General features: G+C 27.3%; 20 protein-coding genes and 1 pseudogene. 2 read left to right on the top strand and 19 right to left on the bottom strand.

All coding sequences use genetic code 11. The features are described 5' to 3' along the window. Positions 1 to 23: 23 nt before the first annotated feature. From IC219_RS08695 to IC219_RS08685, 3 genes are all read right to left on the bottom strand, one after another. Entirely contained in the window at positions 24 to 1,637 is a 1,614-nt protein-coding gene (locus IC219_RS08695) for a sensor domain-containing diguanylate cyclase (protein ID WP_227482931.1), read from the bottom strand. A 216-nt stretch (positions 1,638 to 1,853) separates the two neighbouring features. Then, positions 1,854 to 3,341 (bottom strand): sensor histidine kinase, encoded by a 1,488-nt coding sequence (locus IC219_RS08690; RefSeq protein WP_227482932.1) that lies wholly within the window; start codon positions 3,339 to 3,341, stop codon positions 1,854 to 1,856. Beyond that, positions 3,331 to 4,047: a response regulator transcription factor gene (locus IC219_RS08685; protein ID WP_054269556.1), complete on the bottom strand. Its 717-nt coding sequence runs from the start codon at positions 4,045 to 4,047 to the stop codon at positions 3,331 to 3,333. The genes IC219_RS08690 and IC219_RS08685 overlap by 11 nt, the downstream gene beginning before the upstream one ends. A gap of 480 nt (positions 4,048 to 4,527) precedes the next feature. Here IC219_RS08685 and IC219_RS08680 point away from each other — a divergent pair, with 480 nt between their 5' ends. Next, positions 4,528 to 4,947 carry a hypothetical protein gene (locus IC219_RS08680; protein WP_227482933.1) on the top strand — a complete coding sequence of 140 codons (420 nt, stop codon included), beginning with the start codon at positions 4,528 to 4,530 and terminating at the stop codon, positions 4,945 to 4,947. Between the two features lie 90 nt (positions 4,948 to 5,037). Here the strand turns inward: IC219_RS08680 and nagB are convergent, their stop codons facing one another. The 3 genes from nagB to IC219_RS08665 form a co-directional block, all read right to left on the bottom strand. Continuing rightward, entirely contained in the window at positions 5,038 to 5,787 is a 750-nt protein-coding gene (gene nagB, locus IC219_RS08675) for a glucosamine-6-phosphate deaminase (RefSeq protein ID WP_227436662.1), read from the bottom strand. 102 nt (positions 5,788 to 5,889) lie between these two features. Then, complete coding sequence (gene nagA, locus IC219_RS08670; protein WP_227436664.1) at positions 5,890 to 7,023, bottom strand: N-acetylglucosamine-6-phosphate deacetylase; 1,134 nt, start codon at positions 7,021 to 7,023, stop codon at positions 5,890 to 5,892. Positions 7,024 to 7,032: 9 nt separating this feature from the next. Next, positions 7,033 to 7,767: a GntR family transcriptional regulator gene (locus IC219_RS08665; protein ID WP_227436666.1), complete on the bottom strand. Its 735-nt coding sequence runs from the start codon at positions 7,765 to 7,767 to the stop codon at positions 7,033 to 7,035. Between the two features lie 292 nt (positions 7,768 to 8,059). Between IC219_RS08665 and IC219_RS08660 the strand changes: the two genes are divergently transcribed. After that, on the top strand, positions 8,060 to 8,902 hold the full coding sequence (locus IC219_RS08660) for a S1 RNA-binding domain-containing protein (protein WP_227482934.1): 843 nt from the start codon (positions 8,060 to 8,062) through the stop codon (positions 8,900 to 8,902). A gap of 88 nt (positions 8,903 to 8,990) precedes the next feature. On the opposite strand, the gene IC219_RS08655 is transcribed toward IC219_RS08660, so the two are convergent. The 13 genes and pseudogenes from IC219_RS08655 to IC219_RS08595 all read right to left on the bottom strand — a co-directional run bounded on the left by IC219_RS08655 (position 8,991) and on the right by IC219_RS08595 (position 23,374). Next, positions 8,991 to 9,806 (bottom strand): ABC transporter permease, encoded by an 816-nt coding sequence (locus IC219_RS08655; protein WP_227482935.1) that lies wholly within the window; start codon positions 9,804 to 9,806, stop codon positions 8,991 to 8,993. Positions 9,807 to 9,816: 10 nt separating this feature from the next. After that, positions 9,817 to 10,503, bottom strand: a pseudogene (locus IC219_RS08650) (response regulator transcription factor). Positions 10,504 to 10,670: 167 nt separating this feature from the next. Next, positions 10,671 to 11,102: a hypothetical protein gene (locus IC219_RS08645; RefSeq protein WP_227436674.1), complete on the bottom strand. Its 432-nt coding sequence runs from the start codon at positions 11,100 to 11,102 to the stop codon at positions 10,671 to 10,673. A 116-nt stretch (positions 11,103 to 11,218) separates the two neighbouring features. After that, complete coding sequence (locus IC219_RS08640; RefSeq protein WP_227436676.1) at positions 11,219 to 11,482, bottom strand: zinc ribbon domain-containing protein; 264 nt, start codon at positions 11,480 to 11,482, stop codon at positions 11,219 to 11,221. 182 nt (positions 11,483 to 11,664) lie between these two features. After that, on the bottom strand, positions 11,665 to 12,846 hold the full coding sequence (locus tag IC219_RS08635) for an NADP-dependent malic enzyme (RefSeq protein WP_227436677.1): 1,182 nt from the start codon (positions 12,844 to 12,846) through the stop codon (positions 11,665 to 11,667). A 71-nt stretch (positions 12,847 to 12,917) separates the two neighbouring features. Then, positions 12,918 to 13,466: a Fe-S-containing hydro-lyase gene (locus IC219_RS08630; protein WP_227436679.1), complete on the bottom strand. Its 549-nt coding sequence runs from the start codon at positions 13,464 to 13,466 to the stop codon at positions 12,918 to 12,920. Positions 13,467 to 13,479: 13 nt separating this feature from the next. Beyond that, positions 13,480 to 14,319, bottom strand: a complete 840-nt coding sequence (locus tag IC219_RS08625; RefSeq protein WP_227482936.1) for a fumarate hydratase — start codon at positions 14,317 to 14,319, stop codon at positions 13,480 to 13,482. A 183-nt stretch (positions 14,320 to 14,502) separates the two neighbouring features. Beyond that, complete coding sequence (ybaK, locus tag IC219_RS08620; RefSeq protein WP_227482937.1) at positions 14,503 to 14,982, bottom strand: Cys-tRNA(Pro) deacylase; 480 nt, start codon at positions 14,980 to 14,982, stop codon at positions 14,503 to 14,505. Between the two features lie 120 nt (positions 14,983 to 15,102). Next, positions 15,103 to 15,801, bottom strand: a complete 699-nt coding sequence (locus IC219_RS08615; RefSeq protein WP_227482938.1) for an ABC transporter ATP-binding protein — start codon at positions 15,799 to 15,801, stop codon at positions 15,103 to 15,105. Next, positions 15,789 to 16,574: an ABC transporter permease gene (locus tag IC219_RS08610; protein ID WP_227436688.1), complete on the bottom strand. Its 786-nt coding sequence runs from the start codon at positions 16,572 to 16,574 to the stop codon at positions 15,789 to 15,791. Before IC219_RS08610 ends, IC219_RS08615 begins: the two co-directional genes overlap by 13 nt. Continuing rightward, a complete protein-coding gene (locus tag IC219_RS08605) occupies positions 16,546 to 17,541 on the bottom strand; it encodes an ABC transporter substrate-binding protein (RefSeq protein WP_227436690.1) in 996 nt (331 codons plus the stop codon). The genes IC219_RS08610 and IC219_RS08605 overlap by 29 nt, the downstream gene beginning before the upstream one ends. Positions 17,542 to 17,663: 122 nt before the next feature. After that, entirely contained in the window at positions 17,664 to 19,598 is a 1,935-nt protein-coding gene (locus IC219_RS08600; RefSeq protein ID WP_227831593.1) for a YgiQ family radical SAM protein, read from the bottom strand. A gap of 233 nt (positions 19,599 to 19,831) precedes the next feature. Next, positions 19,832 to 23,374: a diguanylate cyclase domain-containing protein gene (locus IC219_RS08595; protein ID WP_227482940.1), complete on the bottom strand. Its 3,543-nt coding sequence runs from the start codon at positions 23,372 to 23,374 to the stop codon at positions 19,832 to 19,834. Positions 23,375 to 23,643: the final 269 nt, after the last annotated feature.

Raw genomic sequence — 23,643 nt, 5'->3', positions numbered from 1 at the left:
TACTCAAACTATATCTTCTAAATTCACTGTATATATAATTCTTCTTCAAATAAACAGTAAGAATTTTTTCCAGAGGCCTTTACATTATAAAGAGCTCTATCTGCATTTTTAAACAATTCTAAAAATGAATTTCCATTTTGAGGATGTCTTGCAATACCTATACTAACAGAAGCCTCAAAGCTAAAACTTAAATCATTGTAGTTCTCATAAAGTACTCTATTTAATTCTTTAGCTTTTTTATGCAAATTTACTTCTGAATGATAATCTTGCATATATACTACAAATTCATCTCCACCAATTCTTCCAACTAAATCTTCATTCCCAAAACTATCTTGTATCTTCTCAGCAAAAGTTTTTAATACAAAATCACCAAATGGATGCCCAAAATTATCATTTATTTCCTTAAAATCGTCCAAATCAATAATGAATAATGCATCTTTTTTATTGCTTTTATTTGTAGATATAACTTCTTCTACTAATTTTTCAAAGGTACCTTTATTGTATATATTTGTCAATGAGTCACTTTCTGCTCTAGTTTTCAACTCTTCGTATTTTTTTATATCACTATCTACATCTACAATTACGCCTACAACCTTCAAAAGTTCATTTTCATCATTAAAAATCTTTGTTACTGATGTTCTACACCAAAGGTATTCGCCATTAGATTTTTTTAAACGATAGATTACCTGATTATGTTTGTTATTTTCTTTAATACACTTAAGAAACTCTTCAAATCCACTATAATCTTCCTGATGAACTAATTCTTTATCCATAATCTCTTTTAAAAGATTGTCACATTTACTACTATATCCAAATTTTTCATTCCATGCTTGAGATACAAATGATTTATTTTCTTTAGCATTCCATTCAAAGACAACAGAGTCAGTCTGTTCAACAATAATTTTATAACGTTCATTACTGAGCCTTAATTCTTCCTTATGAATTATTTCTTGCTCAAGTATTTCATACTTCATAGATAATTTAGTTTTATCTATAATAGATTTAAATAGATAAAACACGATAAAATTAATATATAAAATACCAACACTTGATATTAAGTTTAGAAATTTTAAACTTTCAGAACTAAAAAAATTATTTACATCAAAGATAGAAATAGTCAGAAATAAGCTGAACAAAGGTATTGCAAGTAAAATAACCCAATACTTTATTGGCATATCTGAATGTACATCTTTTTTAAATAAACAAACTATCTTGCATATAAATAAAAAAACTATCTTAGATAAAATTGTGGCTGGTACTCTTATAGTATTGTTTTCAAACATTATTTCGAAGCCTTCTTTTATAAATAAAACAAAAATACTTGTTACCACAATTTCTGATAATATAAAGAATACATTTAATAAAACAGTCGCAAACAATCGTGTCTTTGTATTTCCTTCATATAAAAATGATGATGAAAAAATAAGGATGAAAATTAAAGGTGTTGTGATTACAGGATTTAAAGTTATTAAATTACAGACTCCTAAACATATTATAAAACCCAATCTAGCATATCTTACAGCTCTTGTATATCCTTCTTTCTGACCTAAAAAATCTGATAAAAACATATGGACAACAAAAGCTTCAAAGATAACTGTTACTAAATTTGTAATATCAAAAAGCAGTTGTTCTTTCATACATATTTTTTATAAAATAAGAAGCTTACTTAAGCTAAATACACTTCAGATTTTACTTTTCCTTTCTGCATATATATTTAAGCACCTACTTTAATTGTCAACCATTATAATATATGTCAGCTTAATATTGTTCTTTTTTCAACAGTATACAATAGATATATGTAAAAAACAACTTCAAATATTGACATATTTCTTTAATATATATCAATATTATCTTTATAACTTAAATACTATAGTAAACTTAGCTCCTTTTTTACCATTTTCCGCATATATACGTCCACCATGTTTATTTACAATAGATTTAACTATTGATAATCCAATTCCATGATTTCCCCCAACTCCCTTATAAAATCGTTCAAAAATATGAGGTAAATCGTCTTTATTAATCCCAATCCCATCATCTTCAACTACAACAACTATATTTTTTTGATTATATTTACATACTATTTTAATTTCACTCTTAGCATACCTTAAAGCATTTTCTATAAGATTCATAAATGCTTTGGATACATTTTTTTCATCACATTCAAATAGAACCATTTCTTCATCAAACTCATAAATAAATTTTATACCTTTATTTGCCGCTCTTACATTTTGTCTAGAACCACAGTTTGAAAGTACTTCCCTTAAATCACATTCTACAAGGTCATAATCTTTAGTTATGTTATCAATTTTAGAAATATATAACAAATCTTCAACCATATCACTCAACCTATCACTTTCTTCAAGTATTATATCACTTGCATGTTTGCTATCTATTACATTATACTTTATGGCTTCTGCATAACCTTTAATGGACATAAGTGGAGTCCTAAGTTCATGAGAAGCATTTTGAAAAAATATTTTTTGTTCATTATCATACTTATCAAGATATTCAGCACTCTTATTCATAATATTTGAAAGTTCTACTAATTCCTTATCTGAAAAGTCAAAGTAAGTTCTTTTAAAATCTCCTTGACCCATTTTTTTTGCAAAACCACATAACTCTTTTATCGGCTTAGCAATTTTTTCAGATAAAACTACTGCTGTAAATATTGCTAATATCCCCGCAAAGCACATTACAAATATCAATACAATATTTATCTTTTGAACTAGATTTAAAGTCTTTGATATATCTATAAAAAGAATCAAATATTTATCTTGTTCTCCATATATACTAGTAATTTTTACAGTAGAAATATAATAATCTTTACTTCCAGTGGATATACGTGTGTTTTCATCTGAGTTTAAGTCGAATTTTTCATTTTGGATACACTTTTTAATCGATTCCATCTCATCAATATTCTTTAAGAAATCATCCTCTCTTGTTGGAAATATCAAGTTATACTTTGAATCAACCACCATAGCATCAGCATCTGATTGTGTTTCTGCCATCCTAACTTTATCTTGTACATTTCTCATAAAATTAGATAATGCTTTTGGAGGAAGCTTTCCATCATCTTGAGGAGGCTTAATAGGTCTAAAATTGCTATCCATATGTTCTACTATTTCTGTAGATTTTGTTAGTTCTTCATTTGCAGTCGTTTTTATGTACGTATCAAGCAATATATTAAAAGATACTAATATTATCATAAAGACTACAATTATTAAACACAATATGCTCAATAAAATTCTAGTTTTTATGCTTATATTTTTCTTTGAAAATTTTAATTTAAATATGGATTTAATCTTATTTCCTCTCTTTTTATCATTTTTATTTTCCATCTGAATTTTTCTCCTTTAATCTAAACCCAAAACCCCAGACAGTTTCTATCAAAATATTTGTATCTAAAATTTTTTTACGTAGTCTCTTTACCGTATCGTCAGCAGCTCTTGTCTCAACTTCTATATCATATCCCCATATTTTATTTAATAATTCATCTCTAGAAACTGCTCTGTCTCTATTTTCAAACAAATAAGTTAATAAGTTGTATTCATTTGGTGTTAAGTCTATATTGTCACTTTTATTTGTAACGATTTTATTTTTTTTATTTATTGTTATATCACCAAATTTCAATTCCATATCTACAGAATCACCATACTTATCATAAATTTGTTTCTTTTCAAATTCTATCCTTCTAAATATCGACTTTACTCTCATAACTAAAGACATTGGGCTAAATGGCTTTGTAAAATAATCATCACTACCCAAAGTTATCCCTGTAATATAATCTATATCTGTATCTCTTGCAGTAAGCATTATTATTGGAACAGTACTCTTCTCACGAAGTTTCGTACATACATCAAAACCACTTAAACCAGGCATCATTATATCTAGGATTACTAAGTCACACTCTTTTTTATTAAATTGCTCTAAAAGTTCGTCACCTGTTTTAAAATCCATAACATCATGGCCTTCATTTTTTAAGAATGTCTTTACCAAATTTCTTATATTATCTTCGTCATCTGCTATATAAATTAACTTATTCATACACTCACTCCTTAATAAACTCTTAATTTAAATTAAATAGTATAAATACATTGATTAAACAATAAAATCCCAATATGTAATATAAATAATATTTTTTACTATATTTAAATTATATCAGCTTTTTATGGTACATTAGTTTTAAAATTGTTTAGATTTTAAGGCAATTTTAAGGCAAAAACAAATTATTATAGAATTTATCAGACTCAATACAAAATGTTATAAAATAATAATCCAACTTCTAACTATATTTATTCATTTTCTACCAAAACTGATATTTCTCAGACTTTTTATTGAATATTCAAACAATTAATATTATAGTTATATTAAGTAATACAGTTTACTTCAAGCATAAAAAACATTTATTCATATATCATACTTATTCCATTCTCAATTAATTTTATGGATTTCTTAAACTCATTGACAAAATTATATTTCAACAAAATAAAACTAGGTAAAGTATCTCTGAAGGGAGAATTTAAAATGAAAAAAACGCTTAGATATCTTTTATTTTTAATTATTCTATTAAGTATGTATTTTTTAGCTGTTAAATTGAATTTTGACTTCTATCGTAAATTTGGCACTGGTTTTATGCAAGACTTTAAAAAATTTATTTTTATTAATTTAATCTCCTCTGGTGGCATTGGTTTATTGTTAGGAACTGAATTATTTATTAAGGAGTATAAAAAAAATGGCAATTGGTATATTGATATTCCAAGATTAATCCTTCTCTGTCTTCCATCTTTTTTACTAACATTAATGCCTGTATTAATATTTATGTTTCCAGTTGGCAAAATTCCAATTATAGGTAGTTTTATTATGCTTGACCGAATACCACTTAATATAATAATTTTTAATATATTATTTGGATACTTCTTGATAACGAGTTTTCGTAAAAAATAATAACTAAATAACTTAAGTAAAAAATAGCTATCTTTAAATAAATTTTATTATTTAAAGATAGCTATTTTTTACTTAAAACCAATTATATTCTTATACTAATTTATAATCTTTTGGATTCAGTTTACTTGCTGCTGCTTCATCTACTATAACTATAGTATCTTTGTGAAGTTGAAGTATAGAACCAGGAACTTCTGGAGTTATATCCCCATAAACAGTTTTATATACTGCATCAGCTTTTTCTTCTCCTGAAGCTAAAAGTAATATTTTTTTAGATTTTAAAATTGAACCAATTCCCATACTTACAGCTTTTTTAGGAACATCTTCTCTTGATTCAAAGAATCTTGCATTAGCTTCTATTGTAGATTCTGTTAATTCAACTACATGAGTTCTTTTTGCAAATTTATTATCAGGTTCATTAAAACCTATATGAGCATTACGACCTATTCCAAGTACTTGTACATCTATACCACCTGCTCTATCAATAGAAGCTTCGTAATTTATACATTCTTTTTCAATATCATCAGCCATTCCATTTGGTAAATGAGTATTTTCTGACTTAATGTTTACATGATTAAACAGATTTTCTTTCATAAAATAATCATAACTTTGGTCATTAGATATTGGCAACTTATAGTATTCATCTAAATTAAAGCTTATTACATCTGAAAAATCTACTATATTTTCATTATATTTCTTAACTAAATCTCTATACATACCTATTGGTGTACTTCCCGTAGCTAATCCTAATATTGAATTTGGCTTTAAAACTATTTGAGCTGCTATCATTTCAGCTGCTTTTTTACTCATTCCATCATAATCTTTACATACTAATACTCTCATTTTGTTCCTCCTAAATTTTAGCTAATACTTTAATTGATATAAGTTTAATTTATTACTATTTTTATATAACTTTTATTTTATTTAAAGCTTATTTTTTACATTCTACATATTTTTGTATACTACTTCACCCAAGCATAGAGTCATCTTGCAGTCCAAGTTTTCATCAAACACAGCTATATCTGCATCTTTACCTATATCTAGACTTCCTTTTTTATCATTTATGCCTAAAGATGTTGCTGGGTTCAAGGATGCTAAATTAATTGCTTCATTTACTCTAAGGTTTGTATTATTTAAAAAGTTAAGTACCATTTTATTTAAAGATAATACACTACCAGCTAATGCACCATTTTCAAGTCTTGCTTCATTGCCTTTTACTATAACTTTTTGACCTCCAAGAGCATAGTTTCCATCTTCAAGCCCACCTGCTTCAATAGAATCCGTTATTAAAATCAATTTTTCTCTACCTTTATTGTTCAATATAAATTGAAATAAATCTTTATTTATATGGATTGTATCTGCTATTAATTCACTATATACATCAGTTGTAAGTGCTGCACCAACAACACCAGGATCTCTATGGTTTAATCCAGTCATTGCATTAAACATATGAGTTATATTTGTTACACCTAAGTTTATAGCTTCTTTAGCTTGCTCATAACTTGCATTACTGTGACCTATAGATAAAACTATATTTGTACATCTTTTGATTTCTCTAGTAAAGTCAAAGTCTATATCCTTTTCTGGAGCATAAGTTATTACCTTTATAACATTCTTGTATTCTTTGATAAATTCATATTTTGAATTTATTATAAATTTTTCATTTTGTGCCCCCTTATAATTTTCATTTATAAAAGGTCCTTCTAAATGTGCTCCTAATACTTGAGCTCCTCCAAGTTTTCTACTTTTAGCTTTTTTGATAACTTCAAGTGCATCATAAACATGCTCTTTATCCATTGTCATTGTAGTTGGAAGAAAAGATGTTACACCATGTCTCATTATTGATTTTGAAATTGTCTCTATAGATTCATCAGTTGAATCCATTGTGTCTTTTCCCATGTTTCCATGTATATGAATATCAATAAGACCTGGAGAGATATATTTACCACCAACATCTATAACTTCACAATCATTTGGTATCTCATCAGATATATCAATTATTTTTTCATCAAATACTAGTACTTTGTTTTCTAAAATTTGATTCTTTAATATTATTTTCCCATTAATTAAACATTTCACCTTATTCACCTACTCACTCAATACTATTTCATATTGATATTTATCTGTTCTAAATATCGATATGGTATACTCTATAGGATTACCTTCTTTATTATAAGAATTCCTATGAAGTTTAAGGGCTAAAGAACCTTCTTCTGTTTCAAGTAGCTTACTTTCTTCATCTGAAAGTATAATTGGCTCCATTACTTGCTCAGCTTTTTGTATCTTATAGCCATATTTCTCATTCAAAACTCTATATAATGAAGAATTATCTAATATTCCTTTTGTAAGACCTTTACACATTTCTTCTGATAGATACACTATTTCTAATCCAAATGGCTCTCCATCTGTATATCTAAGTCTAATAATTTTATATATATTTGTTGTATTATCACTTATTCCAAGCTTTCTTTTTACTAAATCGTCTGGTAGTTCCATCTCAAAGGATAATATATCAGTTCTTATGTTTACTCCTTTTTCTTTCATTACATCAGTAAAACCTTTTACATTTGAAAACTGATACTTCTTTTTTTGCTTTGCGACGAATGTACCCTTTCCTTGTACCCTATAAAGAAGACCTTCTGTAACTAAGCCAACAATAGTTTTATTCACTGTCATGCGACTTACATTTTGTATATTACAAAGTTCTCTTTCTGGTATTATTGCATCACCTTCTTTAAGTTCACCAGTTTCTATCATCTCTCTTATTATGGCACTTAGTTGAGTATGCAATGGTATATTACTAGATTTATCCACTATTTTCATAAAATCACCACTTTTCAATATGGTATATACCAATTTTGGTATATACCAATTATACTTTAAAAGAAAATTTATTTCAATACTTTTAACTTATTTTGTAAAAATTTTAGGGAAATCTAAAGACAAAAAAGAAATTGGAGTTTATACTATATAAGAAGCTAAATAATTGAAAATGCATGAATAATTACATTATTTATTATAAATTTCACTAATACTAATATATATACTGTGAAACACTACTACATAAGAGTAGTATAACTAAATTGTAAATATAAAATGAGAGGATGATTTTAATTTGATAAAAATAGGTGATTTTAATAAACTTATAGTAAAAAGAAAAACAGAATTTGGATATTTCCTAGATGGACAAACTAATAACACCAAGGATGATGTGCTTCTTCACAATAGATTAATAGGAAAAAATGAAATAAATATAGGCGATGAAGTAGATGCTTTCATATTTAAAGATTCTGATGACAGAACTGCTGCAACTTTAATACCTCCTTTAGCTAAAGTTGGAGATGTTGCTTATCTAAAAGTGGTTGATAACACTGACATTGGTACTTTTATAGATATGGGGCTTACAAAAGACATACTAGTTCCTTTTAAATCTAAGACCTATCCATTGTTTAGAGATGAAAAATATTTATTTTATATATATTTGGATAAAAGCGGAAGAATCGCTGCTACTACAGACATAGATTCATATTTAGAAACAGACCATACTTACAATGTAGGAGATATGGTAAATGGAGTTGTATATGGGTTCCAAACCAATAACTCTGCTATGATATGTGTTGACAATAAATATGCTGGTGTAATCCTTCATAATGAATACTTTACAGAATTAAAAGCTGGAGATGTTCTTGAAAATTTACATGTTATAAAAATATATGATGATGGTAAATTAGGGCTTTCTCCTAGAGGAAACAGAAAAGATGAACTTGATACCTTAGAAAATAAAATTTTAAGCTATTTAGAAGGTTCAGATGGATATATGAGATTTAATGATAAATCTGACCCTAAAGATATTTCTATCTTATTTAATTCAAGTAAGAAAAATTTCAAACGTGCTCTTGGAGTACTTATGAAGAAAGATTTAATTTATCAAGATGAAGATGGAACTTATTTAAAATAAATTATATAACACAAAAATCGAAGTAAAAATGAAAGATATTTTCTATTTCATATTTACTTCGATTTTTTATTTAGGTTACTACCTATATTTATTGTGCATTTACTACATCTATTATGTCTAGTTCACAAATCTTTTTAATTGGTTTTCTTACTGAAAGTAAAGTTATTATTATCATAGTTACCACAATGATAAACAGCAAATCAAAAGGTATTTGCCACTCTATATGAAACTTTAATGTTACTAAAGATACAAATATATACCTATGTAATATTAATCCAAGTACACTCCCCAGTAAACAACCACTTAAAGCATATGTACTTGACTCTACTATTACCATTTTTCTTAATTGCTTATTGGACATGCCTATTGCACGCATAATACCATAGTAATTTATTCTACTTGTAACACTTATATTCATACTGTTTATGATATTAAACATACTTATAATGGCAATTATAAATACAAACCCATATACAAAAATTGCCATAGTGTAAAATGAATTTCTAGCTTCTAAGTTACCTTGTCGCTTATCTCGAACCTCTAAATTATCATCTAGTACACTTCTTATATTTTGAATTAAATTTCCAGGAGCATCTTCATCAACTTGAGTATCAATTATTACATAGTCTTTCATACCTGTTACATTTGTAAAAGTATTTTCAGATGTTATAATATTTCCAATATATTTATCTTTATTAGTAGTGAATACTACTGGTATTTTTGATTTATCAACACCCATACTATGTAAGTATCCAGCTATATTATAATCATGTTCTACCAATGCTCTTTTATAATCATTGGTTATATTTACAACTACTATTTGACCTACTACTATAAACATCAATAAAACGGATATAATAACCAAAAAAAATATTTTTATGTCTTTATTAGAAAATATCTTCATATTAACACCCTCACTTTATAACATTCCATTTGTAACCCATTCTTCTAACTGTTAATAGAAATTTTGGATTTTCAGGATTATCTTCAATCTTATTTCTAAGCCTTCTCACATATACTGACAGAGTGTTATCATCTACAAAACTACCATTTCCATCCCATAACTTGTCCAATATATTTTTTCTTGTAAGTACGATATTTTTATTTTTCATAAATAGGCACAATAATTTATATTCTGCTGTAGTAAGCTCCAGCTAAATTTCATTTTTAAAAACACGATTTTCAAGTAATTTAACAGTAATACTATTTGACTTTAGTTCAGTTACATTTTCATTTGTAAAATTATAACGTCTAAGTAAAGCTTTTATTCTTGAAATTAACTCATTTAATTTAAAAGGTTTTGTTATGTAATCATCTCCACCCATATCAAGCCCCATGACTACATTTACTTCTTCATCAGAAGCAGTTAAAAATATAATTGGCACATTAGAAACTTCTCTTACCTTTTTACAAATATCAAAACCATTACCATCAGGTAAGGATACATCCAAAATCAGTAAATCATAATTTTTTTCTTTGTACATTTGCAATGCTTCTTTTACTGTTCTTGCTATATCAACACTAAAGCCACTCTTTTGTATGGAAAATTCTAATCCATATATCAAGCTTAAATCATCTTCAACCAACAATATACTACTCATCTCAATCACTTCCATTTTATTTATTTTTATTTTTCATTTATTATATACTTAACTTATTATATTTTTACTCTTTTAAAAATACAATACTTTGAAATCCTAATAATTAAAAAAGCTTAAAATACACTAAGTATTCTAAGCTTTTTTTAATCACATTTTATCTATTTGTATTATTTATTTTTTAAAATACTATTTTCAATACTGACTTTATCAAACATTTCACTATCTTTACTATTATCTATAAAAATATCACTTATATTTCTAATATTTGTTGAATAGTTACCACTAAGTCCCATCTTATCGAAATTCATATTCCCTAGCTTTTGTATCACAAATCCCATTGATGCAAGTAAAATAGCAAATATTATATACTGACTAAAGTTACTCATATAATAATTTATAATAGTATATTCATTTCCTGTGAATGCCAACTGTTTTGTAGATAGCATAGTATATATGTATTCAGTACAATTTATAAATACATATATACCATAAATAACCAACATGACAGATAAACAATACATTGTAATTGAAACCTTTGATATTTTTTTTAATTGTTTAACTCTAAAAGCTTTTTTCAACTTCTCAATAAAATCTTTCATTTTAACTCCTCCAATACATTATTTAATAAAATATAATAATATTAGTATATAGAGTTAATGTGTTTATAGTATTAAGTTTTCATGAAGTTTATATGAGTTATTGATTTTGTATAAGCTTATTTCCAGCGTTTTAATTTTGGAAAGAAATTATTCATCATACTTCTTGCTTCATCTTCAGTCATACCTTTATTACTTTGAACCATAGGAGGTATACAGATTTCTATCATCTCTTCCATACTTATATCAGCAGTAAATTCACCATCTTTAAAACAATAACTACAGTAATCATCACTTTTACTTCCATCTTTATTTGTTCCATACAATTCATTAGTACATCCCATTGGCATGCCACAACATTGACAAAATCTAGTTTCTTCCATATATAATCACTCCTTGTATATTTTTCTTTGGCTCTTGACCATATTTAAATTATAGCAATATTAATATGACATGATTATGTCATATTAACAATAAAAAGACTAATAAAATTATATATTAATATATAAATTCTATTAGTCTATATTTTATTTACTCACTTAAGTTTTGGATTCTTAAATAAAAATTATATTCTATTTACTTTAGTCTTTATTGCTGCTTCTTTAACTGCTTCAGCAACATTTTTTACTACATTTTTGTTAAATACATCTGGTAATATATATTCTGGACATATTTCTTCATCAGTTATTGTATTAGCAATTGCATATGCAGCTGCTATTTTCATTTCTTCATTTATTTCTTTAGCTTTCACATCAAGTGCCCCTCTAAATATTCCTGGAAATGCTAAAACATTATTAACTTGATTAGGGAAATCTGAACGACCAGTTCCCATTATAAACGCTCCACCTAGTTTTGCTTCCTCTGGCATTATTTCTGGAGTAGGATTTGCCATTGCTAATATTATTGGTTTTTCAGACATACTTTCAACCATTTCTTTTGTTACAGTTTTTGGACCTGAAACACCTATGAATACATCTTTACCTTTTATAACATCTTTCAAAGAACCTTTTTCATTTCTTATATTAGTTACATCTAACATTTCTTTTTGAACCAAATTTAATCTTTCCATGTTGGCTTCCAGTGCACCACTTCTGTTACATAATACTATATTTTTAACATTCATTTTAAGTAATATTTTTGCTATTGCTATACCTGCAGCACCTGCTCCATTTATAACTATTTCTAAATCTTCTATTTTTTTGTTTTCAATTAACTTTATTGCATTTATTATTGCTGCTGCCACTACTATTGCAGTACCGTGTTGGTCATCATGAAAAACAGGTATACTCAAAGATTTTTTTAATCTATCCTCTATTTCAAAACATCTTGGAGAAGATATATCCTCTAAATTTATTCCTCCAAATACTGGTTCCATTAATTCCACAGACTTAACTATTTCATCTACATCATTAGTCTTTAAACATATTGGAAAGGCATCTACATCTCCAAATTGCTTAAATAATATAGATTTACCTTCCATAACAGGTATAGCTGCTTCAGCACCAATATTGCCTAATCCAAGTACAGCACTTCCATCACTAACTACTGCTACTAAATTACCTTTAGAAGTATATCTATAAACATCCTCTTGATTTTCATGTATTTTTAGACAAGGCTCTGCAACACCTGGCGTATATGCTGTTGATAAATCATCCTTAGTTTTAACTTCTACCTTACTTTCTACATTTATTTTCCCTTTATTAATTTCATGCATTTCTAATGCCAATTTTGCATAATCCTTAGACATCAATCTTCCTCCTTAAAATGTTTACAATTAAATTGTTTTGTATATTTAGTATTTATATAAATTTTCAAAATTTATTTACATTCATAAATTGCTCTTCCTTGTTCATAGATATTATTTCCATAACTATCTATAGCTACTGTAAGTTTAAGGTCTTCTACTACAATCTTTCTTATAGCTTCAGGTCCTAAGTCTTCATATGCAATAATTTCACATGATTTTATAGAATTTGAAATGTATGCACCAGCTCCTCCTATTGCTGCAAGGTAAACTGCTCCATACTTCTCCATACCTTGTATAACTTCTTCACTTCTTTTTCCTTTACCTATCATCAATCTAAGACCTCTCTCTAAAAGAGGTATCGTCAAATCATCCATTCTATAACTCGTCGTTGGACCTGCTGCTCCTATAACTTCTCCTGGTTTTGTTGGAGTAGGACCTACATAGTATATACCTTGACCATTTACATCGAATGGTAACTCTTCACCTTTATTTATACAATCTATCAATCTTTTATGAGCTGCATCTCTTGCTGTATAAAGTATACCACTTAGACTAATTGTATCTCCACAATTTAACTTAGCTATATCAATCTCACTTACAGGTGTAGTTATCTTTATCATTTTATTTTTCCTCCTAAATTACTACCTTTTTATGTCTTGATGCATGGCAGTTTATATTTACAACAACAGGAAGACCTGCTATATGTGTAGGAAAAGTCTCTATATTTAAACCTAAAGCTGTTGTAGTTCCTCCTAACCCCTGAGGTCCTATCCCCAATTTATTAATAGAGGCTAATAATTCACTTTCTAATTTTGCAATATTTTCATCTTCATTAAATTCGCCTAGTTCTCTAAAAAGTGCTTTTTTAGCTATTTGAGCACATTTATCTACAGTTCCACCTATACCAACTCCAATTACCATAGGAGGGCATGGATTAGGTCCAGCTTCTGAAACTGTATCAATAATAAATTTTTTAATTCCTTCTAATCCATCTGATGGCTTTAACATCTTCATTTTACTCATATTTTCGCTTCCAAATCCCTTAGCAGCAAACTCTATTTTAATTTCATCGCCTTTTACCATTTCATAATGAATAATGGCAGGAGTATTATCCTTTGTATTTATTCTACTAATTGGACTTACAACAGATTTTCTCAAATATCCTTCCTCGTACCCTTGTCTTACGCCCTCATTTATAGCATCAGTAATTGTATCTCCTTCAACTAAAACCTCTTGTCCTATTTCAACAAAAAATACAGCCATACCAGTATCTTGGCATATTGGTATATTTTTTTCCTTTGCTATTTCAGCATTTTCAACTAATATATTTAATATGTTTTTTCCCACTTCACTTTTTTCAGTTTTAGCTTTCTCTTTTATACAGCTTAAGACATCATCTCCTAAGTATAAACTAGCTTCTATGCAAAGTTTTTTTACTTGTTCAACAATTTGTTCAGATTTTATCTTCCTCAAGCGAACATCCCTCCATTACTTTATAAAAAATATTCGTAATCATATTTACACTTTACCATCATTTTTAAAATTTCTCAATATTTTTATATCAATTACATAATAGTAGTTAAATGTTTATTTTTAAGTCATTATTTATTTTATTAATCATATAATTTTTTGTCATCAATTTTTTATCTGAAATATCTATTTTTTTATTACATCTGTAAACTCTACTTTTATAAGTTTCTGTAAATCAAGTGGTGATAATTCTATTTGGTATCCTATTTTTCCAGCACTTACTATAATTGTATCTAATTGTTTTGCACTTTCATTTACAAAAGTCTTATAAAGCTTCTTCATCCCTACAGGAGAACAACCACCTCTAATATATCCTGTAAGCTTATTTATATCTTTTACATGAATCATATCCACACTTTTTTCTTTAGCTACTTTTGCAGCTTTTTTTAAGTCTAAATTTTCATGTACTGGTATTACATATACATAAATACTATTACTAACTCCTTGAGTTACTAGAGTCTTATATACTTCATTTACATCTCTTCCTATATCATGTGCTACCTCTACACCATCTACATGTTCACTTTTGACTTCATAAGATAGTACCTTATAATCAATTTTGTTTGAATCTAAAATTCTCATAGCATTAGTTTTTACTTTAATCATACATTCACTTCCTTTTTATAAAATACGAACATTATCCATATTTTCGAATATTCTGTACTATTTTAATAGAGTATTATAGTTAAAATAATTATATTTTAAAACAACAATATTATTATAACTCTATATTAACTTCAAAACTTCATTTTTTTCCAATTCACTAGAATTTTTTAGTTCTTTTTTTATTCTCATAGGAGAATCTCCTAAAATAAAGATATTATCTGCTAAAAATAATGCTTCTTCAATATCATGAGTTACAAATAAAACAGTTCTTTTTTCTTTTTTAAGTATGTCTTTAAAATTATCCATTATTATTTGTTTATTCTTTGCATCAATAGATTTAAAAGGTTCATCCATTATAATAGTCTTTGATGGATAGATAAATGCTCTAGCAATATTGACTCTTTGCCTAAGCCCTCCACTAAGCATCTGAGGATAAAAAATTTTATATTTAATAATTCCAACCAAATCTAAATATTCATCACAAATTTTATCTAATTGAGTTTTACTGTAGTATTTATTTACAACTATCTTTATATTTTCTTCTACAGTTAGCCAATCTATTAGCCTATCTTCTTGAAATATGTAACTTACATCTAGCTTACTCCCAATTTTATTTGAACTTTCTTTAATATTTAAATTACAAGTATCATTTTCTATAATACCACTTATTATATTTAAGAGAGTAGTTTTTCCACATCCAGATTTCCCAAGTATACAGTTAACATTATCTATATAAAAATCAATATTAAAATTTTTAAATATAATATGATTATCATATTTTTTATTTATATTCTCAATACTTAACCTTATCTTTTCCATAAAAAAGCTCTCCTTGACAAAAATTTTTGAGCTACTTGTAAAATGACTGATATTAAAACTATTATAATTATCCATGCAAATATCCCAGATGTATTAAAATTAATTTTTTCAGTTTGTATCATAGTCCCAATACCATATGTAGGTTGACTATATACCTCTCCTGCTATAGCGACTTTTAAGCTTAATGAAAATGTCGATACTAATATAGATATAATTTGAAATTTTATAGCTGGTAAATAGATTTTCAACACCTTATCTATAAACCTTATCTTATACACGCTTGCCATTTCTAATAAATTTTTATCAATATTCAATATTGCTCCTAAAACACTCTCGTATAAGATTGGAAAAACTATAGTAAACCCAACTATAAAAGGTGTAGTATCTTTTTTAAACCAAATTAGTGCAAGTATTACTAATATCATCGTTGGTATTGAACGTGCTAGAGCATTAATTGGCTTTAATAAATTTCTAAAAATCCTGCTTAAGTATGCTACTATAGACAATATGATAGCAAAAATCAAAGCAAATAAAAAACTAAAAAAACATCTACCTATTGAGTAAAGTATGTCTATATAGAAATTAGAATTCAATGCTATTTCTTTGATACTACTAGAGACTTGATTTATAGTTGGCAAGAATATATCATTGTTAATTTTTAAAGCAATAATTTGCCACAAAAATAAGAGGATAACACAAGAAAGTGTTACCTCTAATTTGTCTATAAATTGTTCTTTAATTTTCTTATTTTTCAACAAAGTATATTGCTTCATCTGGCACTTTGCCTCCTACTGTCTTATCATCAAAATTAGCTAATTTTTCATAGTAGTTTTTGTAATCATTAATCATATCTTTAACTGGAATATACTTTAAATTAGCTCTTTCAAGAGCTTTGCCTATTATTTTAGGTTCAGTAGATATTTCTATCTCCTCAGAATATTTACCTAATTCCTCAGGATTTTTATTTGCCCAATCTACACTATTTGATAATTGTCCTAAGAAAGAATCTACAAATTCTTTATTATCTCTTAAAAAATCAGATTTGATAATTAATGTAGATTGAGGATATCCATCCTTTGAACCACTTACTTCTTTCCATGAATCATTTAAACTTTTTATAATTTTTATATTTGGATTTTTGGACATTAAAGCACTAAGTGCAGGTTCTGGAACAATCCCTGTTGTAATTTTTCCTGTAGCCAATAATGGTACTAATTCACTTGCAGAGTTTACATAATTAAAATTTATATCTGCTGGATTTATATCCTTTTGTGATAAAAGACTTCTTATTGTTATATCTGGAGTAAGACCTTTCCCTGTACATCCAACTTCTTTCCCAATTAAATCAGAATAATCCTTTATATCATCTGTTGATACTAAATAAAGAGACCCCATACCTACAGTACCAACTATATTATAACTTGAAGTTTTATTATATGCTATTGCAGCCATATTTGATGGAACTATAGCTATATCTACATCTTTTTTCATTACTCTAGTAGAAATTGCCTCTGGTGTTTTCTCAATGCTATAAATTGTTTCATATCCATCTTTAATTGCTGGATTTTCATTTGCTAATTTCGCTACTGCTACCGCTGGCAATCCATCTGGAACAGCTACCTTTACTTCTTTAACAACTGCTGGTTCTTCTTTTGGCTTTTCATTTTGTCCTTGTGAACACCCCACTAAAAAAATTACACTTAATGCTGCTGATAACATTATATAAATATACTTTTTCATCTCTTCCTCCCGAAACTAACTTTTTATAAAATAATTATATTTATTTATATTAATTTCTGTTAATTTATCGAATAATCCTTCTTATTTAAATAATTTTATTTACTATTTACCTACACTCTATTTTAATATTTTTTCTTTCTCTTACTTGGACTTTTTTGTTGTTTTTTATTGTTTCTATTATTTGCATTATATTTTTTATTTTCAGTAGAAGACTTAGACTTATTTTTATTAGAATTATTTCTATTAAAATAAGGTTTCTCATCCTTTGGTTTTATTAGACATCTATGTCCAAAACCTATCAAATCCTCTCTTCCAGCTTCAACTAGTGCAGAATATACCAAGTCATAGTTTCTAGGTGCTCTATACTGTAATAAAGCTCTTTGCATTGCTTTGTCTCGTTTTGATTTTGGGACATAAACTGGCTTCATTGTAAGTGGGTCTATTCCTGTATAAAACATTGTAGTTGACAGTGTCCCAGGAGTTGGATAAAAATCTTGAACTTGCTCTGGTTGATAATGAGTATCCCTCAAATATTCAGCTAACTCTATGGCACTATTTAGTGTAGACCCTGGATGACTAGACATTAAATATGGTATCAAATATTGTTTTTTACCTAATTCTTCATTTATAGCAAAAAATTTCTGTCTAAACTTATCATAAGTTTTTCCTGCTGGCTTTTGCATATATTCTAAAACTTCTTCTGATATATGTTCTGGAGCCACCTTCAATTGACCACTTACATGATGTTCTATTAGCTCTCTAAGAAACTTATTATTTTTATCTGCCATTACATAATCATACCTAATACCAGAGCGTACAAACACTTTTTTTATGTTAGGTAATTTTCTTACAGCTCTAAGTAAATGTAGATACTCACTATGGTCTGCATCTAAGTTTTTACATGGTGATGGTGATAAACATTGTCTATTTTTACATGCACCTTTAGTAATTTGTTTGTTACATGCTGGTCTTCTAAAATTAGCTGTTGGACCTCCAACATCATGTATATATCCTTTAAAATCATTTAATTTTGTTATTCCTACTGCTTCATCAATAATTGATTTCTCACTTCTACTTTGAACAGCTCTTCCCTGATGAAAGGTTATTGCACAAAATGAACAACTACCAAAACACCCTCTTGAACTTACTATGCTAAATTTCACTTCTTCTATAGCTGGTATACCACCAGATTTCTCATATACAGGATGATATGTTTTTTGATATGGTAATCCATAAACTTCATCCAATTCTTCTCTATTTAGAGGTTTCTCTGGCTTATTTTGAACTAAATACTTACTTCCATGAGGTTGAACAATTATGTTTCCTCTAAATGGGTCTTGTTCATCATATTGAATTTTAAAAGCCTCTACATATTTCATTTTATCTTCACATATTTCTTTATATGATGGAATCAATATATAGTTATCGTATATTTCTTCTAGTGTATCTGCAACATAACATGTCCCATCAATATGTCTAATATATTTGGGGTCATATCCATCATTAAGTGCATTAGCTACATCCACAATCTGCTTTTCACTCATTCCATAAACTAATAAATCTGCTCCACTATCTATCAACATTGACTTTCTAACCTTATCACTCCAATAATCATAATGGGCAAATCTTCTTAAACTAGCTTCAATTCCTCCTATTACTATTGCAACATCGCTATATGCTTCTCTTATTTTATTACAATAGACTATTGTGGCTCTATCTGGTCTATAACCCATTTTTCCACCAGGAGAATACATATCCTTATCTCTATGCTTCTTACTCACTGAATAGTGATTCACCATTGAATCCATATTCCCTGCATTAACCAAAAATCCAAGTCTAGGCTTTCCTAATTTCATAAAATCATCTGTCGTCTTCCAATTTGGTTGTGCTATTATACCTACCTTATATCCAGCATTTTCTAAAACTCTAGATATTATTGCTGTACCAAAACTATGATGGTCTACATATGCATCACCTGTAACCAACACAAAGTCTAGCTCTTCCCATCCTCTATCTATCATATCTTGTTTACTTATTGGTAAAAACCTATTTTCCATATCATCACCTGCTCAATGTATATTTAACAAATACTTTCTTAAAATTAAAAATATCTTTTAATTTTGTTCTTAACGCTTAATTATAACACAAAAAATACTTAAAACCACAACTTAAATAATTTATATGAACGTTTTAGGTTCAATAAATCAAAATTGTGATTTTAAGTAAATCTATAATACAGTAGTTTAAACGTTTTATTCAATTAGTTAGGAAATCTTTACAAGAAGCTCATTTAAATATTTGCTTCAGACTCAACACTATTTACTTCACTACCAAATATTAAACATGCATCTTTACCATCAAACCATTTTAAAGCTGTTGCCGTTATATTTACATTTACACCAAACTTTTTGTTACGCATAAATGATTTACAAGTATCAGTTCCATCTTTTAAACAACTCATAGGGCATTTTCTACATTGTTTATTCTGATTGTTCCATAGTACTTTATAACATAAATCACCTACATGTGTATCTGGGGCTGACTCAAGCATCTTTTTATTGATAAATAACAGTTCATATGTGTTTCTGTCAACAACATAAGCCCATATGTCCATGTTATCCATTACAGACTTTTGAACTTCTAAAGATTCCTCTAGCTTACTTTGGATACGCATTTTTAATAAAAACACACTAAGCGTCTTGGAAATAAATGTCAGTGTATCCACTTCATCACTGGTCCACATACGATTATATGAACATTCATCAAATCCTACAAATCCTCTAAATTCATTACCTTCTAAAATTTTACATTGTAATATTGAACATATCCCTTGTGCTTTAAGCAAATTTTTTAAATCGCTATTGAGATTATCAACATCATTACAATAAAATAATCCATCTGCATTAAAATTTAAAAGATAATTGCCTAAATGACCATAGTAAATATTCTTAAGATTATCAATTTCTGCTGTTATTCCTTCATTACACCATTCAAATGTATTTTTACAGTAGAGGTTATCATCTGAGTTTTCAAATATATAGACACGACTCACATTAAAATGTTTACCCACAATATCAAGAATCAAATTTACAGCCATTTCTATATTATTTGATTCATACAATATATCAAATATATAATTTGTAATATGTTCCTTAAAAGACCTTGCTACATTGGTATTTTCATCTGTATTTCTTGTATTTGCTATATATTGTACTTTATCAATTTTTTTATCATACAAGGCATAACGATTCTTTCCTTTACCCTTAGCTGAATAAAGAGCTATGTCCGCATTTCTAAATAACTGCATGTAATCTGTTCCATCTTTTGGAAATCTAGCAATCCCTACACTCAAAGATATTTTATAATTATATCCTTTACCTACAAAAGACCTCTCAAACGTTTTGACCAATTCCTCTGCTTTGTTCATAATATCTTTTGTTTCAGAAATATCTTTCATAAAAACAATGAACTCATCTCCACCAATTCTTCCTACTATATCAGATGCTCTAAATAAATTTATTAAATCACTTGCAATTTCACTTAATACAGCATCACCATATAAATGACCTAAATTATCATTTATACCTTTAAAGTCATCAATATCAATAATCATTAAAGTACCTTGTCTGTTTTTATCCAATGTTATATATTCTTCTATAAGTGCTTGTGATGCTTTTTTATTATATAAACCTGTTAGTGGGTCTTTTTCCGCTCTCTCTTTTAATTTTTCAGCTTCTCGTTTTGATTCATCAATATCAGTTAAACTACCTACAACTTTATAAGGTATCCCATTATCATCAAACAGTGTCGTTGCTTTTATACTAAACCATGCATAAGTGGTATCTCTAAGTCTAATCTCACACTCCTCATACTCACTTCCTGATGAAGTGAGCTTAGTTAATAAAATAAACTTATCTATATCATCATGATATATATCAACTGATTTAATTATATTTTTCGTTGCATTTTCAGTTATAGGGTCATAACCAAATTTATTATACCAATTAGGAGAAATACTCATTTGGTCTTTTTCTATATTCCATTCAACTATAATATTTTGTGTCTGCTTTATAATAATCTCATGACGTTCTTCACTCTTTTTAAGCTCTTGCTCTAATAATTTAGCAGAAGTAATATCGACAATTACACTACATAGTACTGAGTTTCCATTTTCATCAACTATTTTTCTTCCTTTTAATAAAATCCATATAATACTACCATCTCGTTTTTCAACTCTTCGTTCGCATGCAAATGTATCATTTACTTTAAGTTGCTTATTTATATCATCAATCATTCCAGCTCTATCATCTCTGAAAATCAGCTTGATTAATTTATTATCTAATTCATCTTCTAACTGTTTACGTGTGTATCCAATCATATTTAAATAACCTTCATTTAAATATATACTATCAAAATCATCATTTATCTCAGTTATCACTATTCCACCAACAATGCTATCATTGATAGTCTCTATTTCAAACCTTTTTGAGTCTAATTCTTCTTGTATTTTCTTGAGTTCTGTTATATCAGTTAAGACTCCTTGTATATATTCATTCCCTTTACTCTCTTTTATAGATTTACTTCTATCTAAAACCCAAATTATACTTCCATCTTTTTTTACAATTCTATATTCAACTTCAATTTTATCTTGTCTTTTTAATTGATTTAAAACGATACTATTAACCTTGTCTACATCTTCTTTATAAATCATATTTTTAAATTTATTTTTAAAAACTACATCTAAATCCTCTTCAGAATAACCTGTAAGTTCCAAAAACCCCTGACTTACATAAGTCATAGTCATATATTTATCTTTTAAGCAGTTTTTAACACCTCCTAATATATTATCAGTAAGTGCCTTAAATTTTTCTTTTTCATTTATAATAGTCTTAGTATTGTTATTTATAATATAAGCTATATATACAACAAAAATTAATATAACTAATAATATTTCTAATGCAAATATGTATACATCATACGAAATATTATCTGACTGAATATATACTACTTCACTTGGTACAACAGAAAAAATATACCAATCATTAATTCCAAGTGGTTGATAATTTAACATAAATTTCTTATTATCTAAATTATAGTTAGAATATCCAGATTTATCATTTTTAATATTTTCTTTTATAACTTTTAAACAATTTACTTCCTCACAATTATCCTTATTAAAAAGTTTAAATACACATGATAACATTTTACTATTTTCGTTTGTATTTTGAGCAATTACATCTCCATTTTTTTTGGCAATATAAACGTGTGCTTTTTTATCAAATGCAGATAAGCCTAATAATTCATTTAATTTAGTTGAATCATAAGCTCCACTTAAAACACCTGCTACTTTTCCATCTTTATAGATAGGAGTAGCTAAAACTATTATTTCTTTCTTATCAATAATGGATTTTAAAGATTCTGATATGTTTTTTTCTCCATTTTTAGCTTTTTTAAAATAATCTCTATCTTTTAAATTAGTAATAATTCCATCATTAGAATAACTTTTTCCATCCAGTGTAGAAACAGACATTCTAATTAAAGAACTTCGCTTTACTCCAGACTCCATTAAATTAATCATCATATCATTATTTATATTATCTAAATTTCCCATAAAACTAGCAATAGATTCAAGCATGTCAAATTGACCACTAAGTTTTGTCTTAAGATTAATTATGTTATGCTCCGTAAACTCTGACAAATATGTATGCGTGGTCTCTTTCAACTTATTATCCAATTTAAACTTAAACTTAAAAATAGCCCCACAGGTTAAAATAATTATAATAATAAACAAGATACTAATACCTAAAATTTTTGGCTTTAGTCTGTTCACCATACTCACATCCTCATTACATATAATATATTATATGTTTATATTATATCTTCCTATTTTTATACATATTTTATTTCTTCCTATATTAGAATCAAACAACATATAGTTAAATTTATCTATAAAATTTTCATTTTACACTTCTTTTAATTATATATTAATTGATGTATAAAAATTATTCTCTTTTATAATACTTATATTAATAAATTCCTTATAATTCTTTTCATGCTTATAAATACCTCAATCAATTTTTTAAGTTCCTCTTAGATAAGATA

It is taken from the genome of Clostridioides sp. ES-W-0018-02 (assembly GCF_020658175.1).
Taxonomy (GTDB): Bacteria; Bacillota; Clostridia; order Peptostreptococcales; family Peptostreptococcaceae; genus Clostridioides.
Note: the sequence above shows the minus strand (reverse complement) of the source record. Positions and strands in the feature narration are given on the sequence as shown.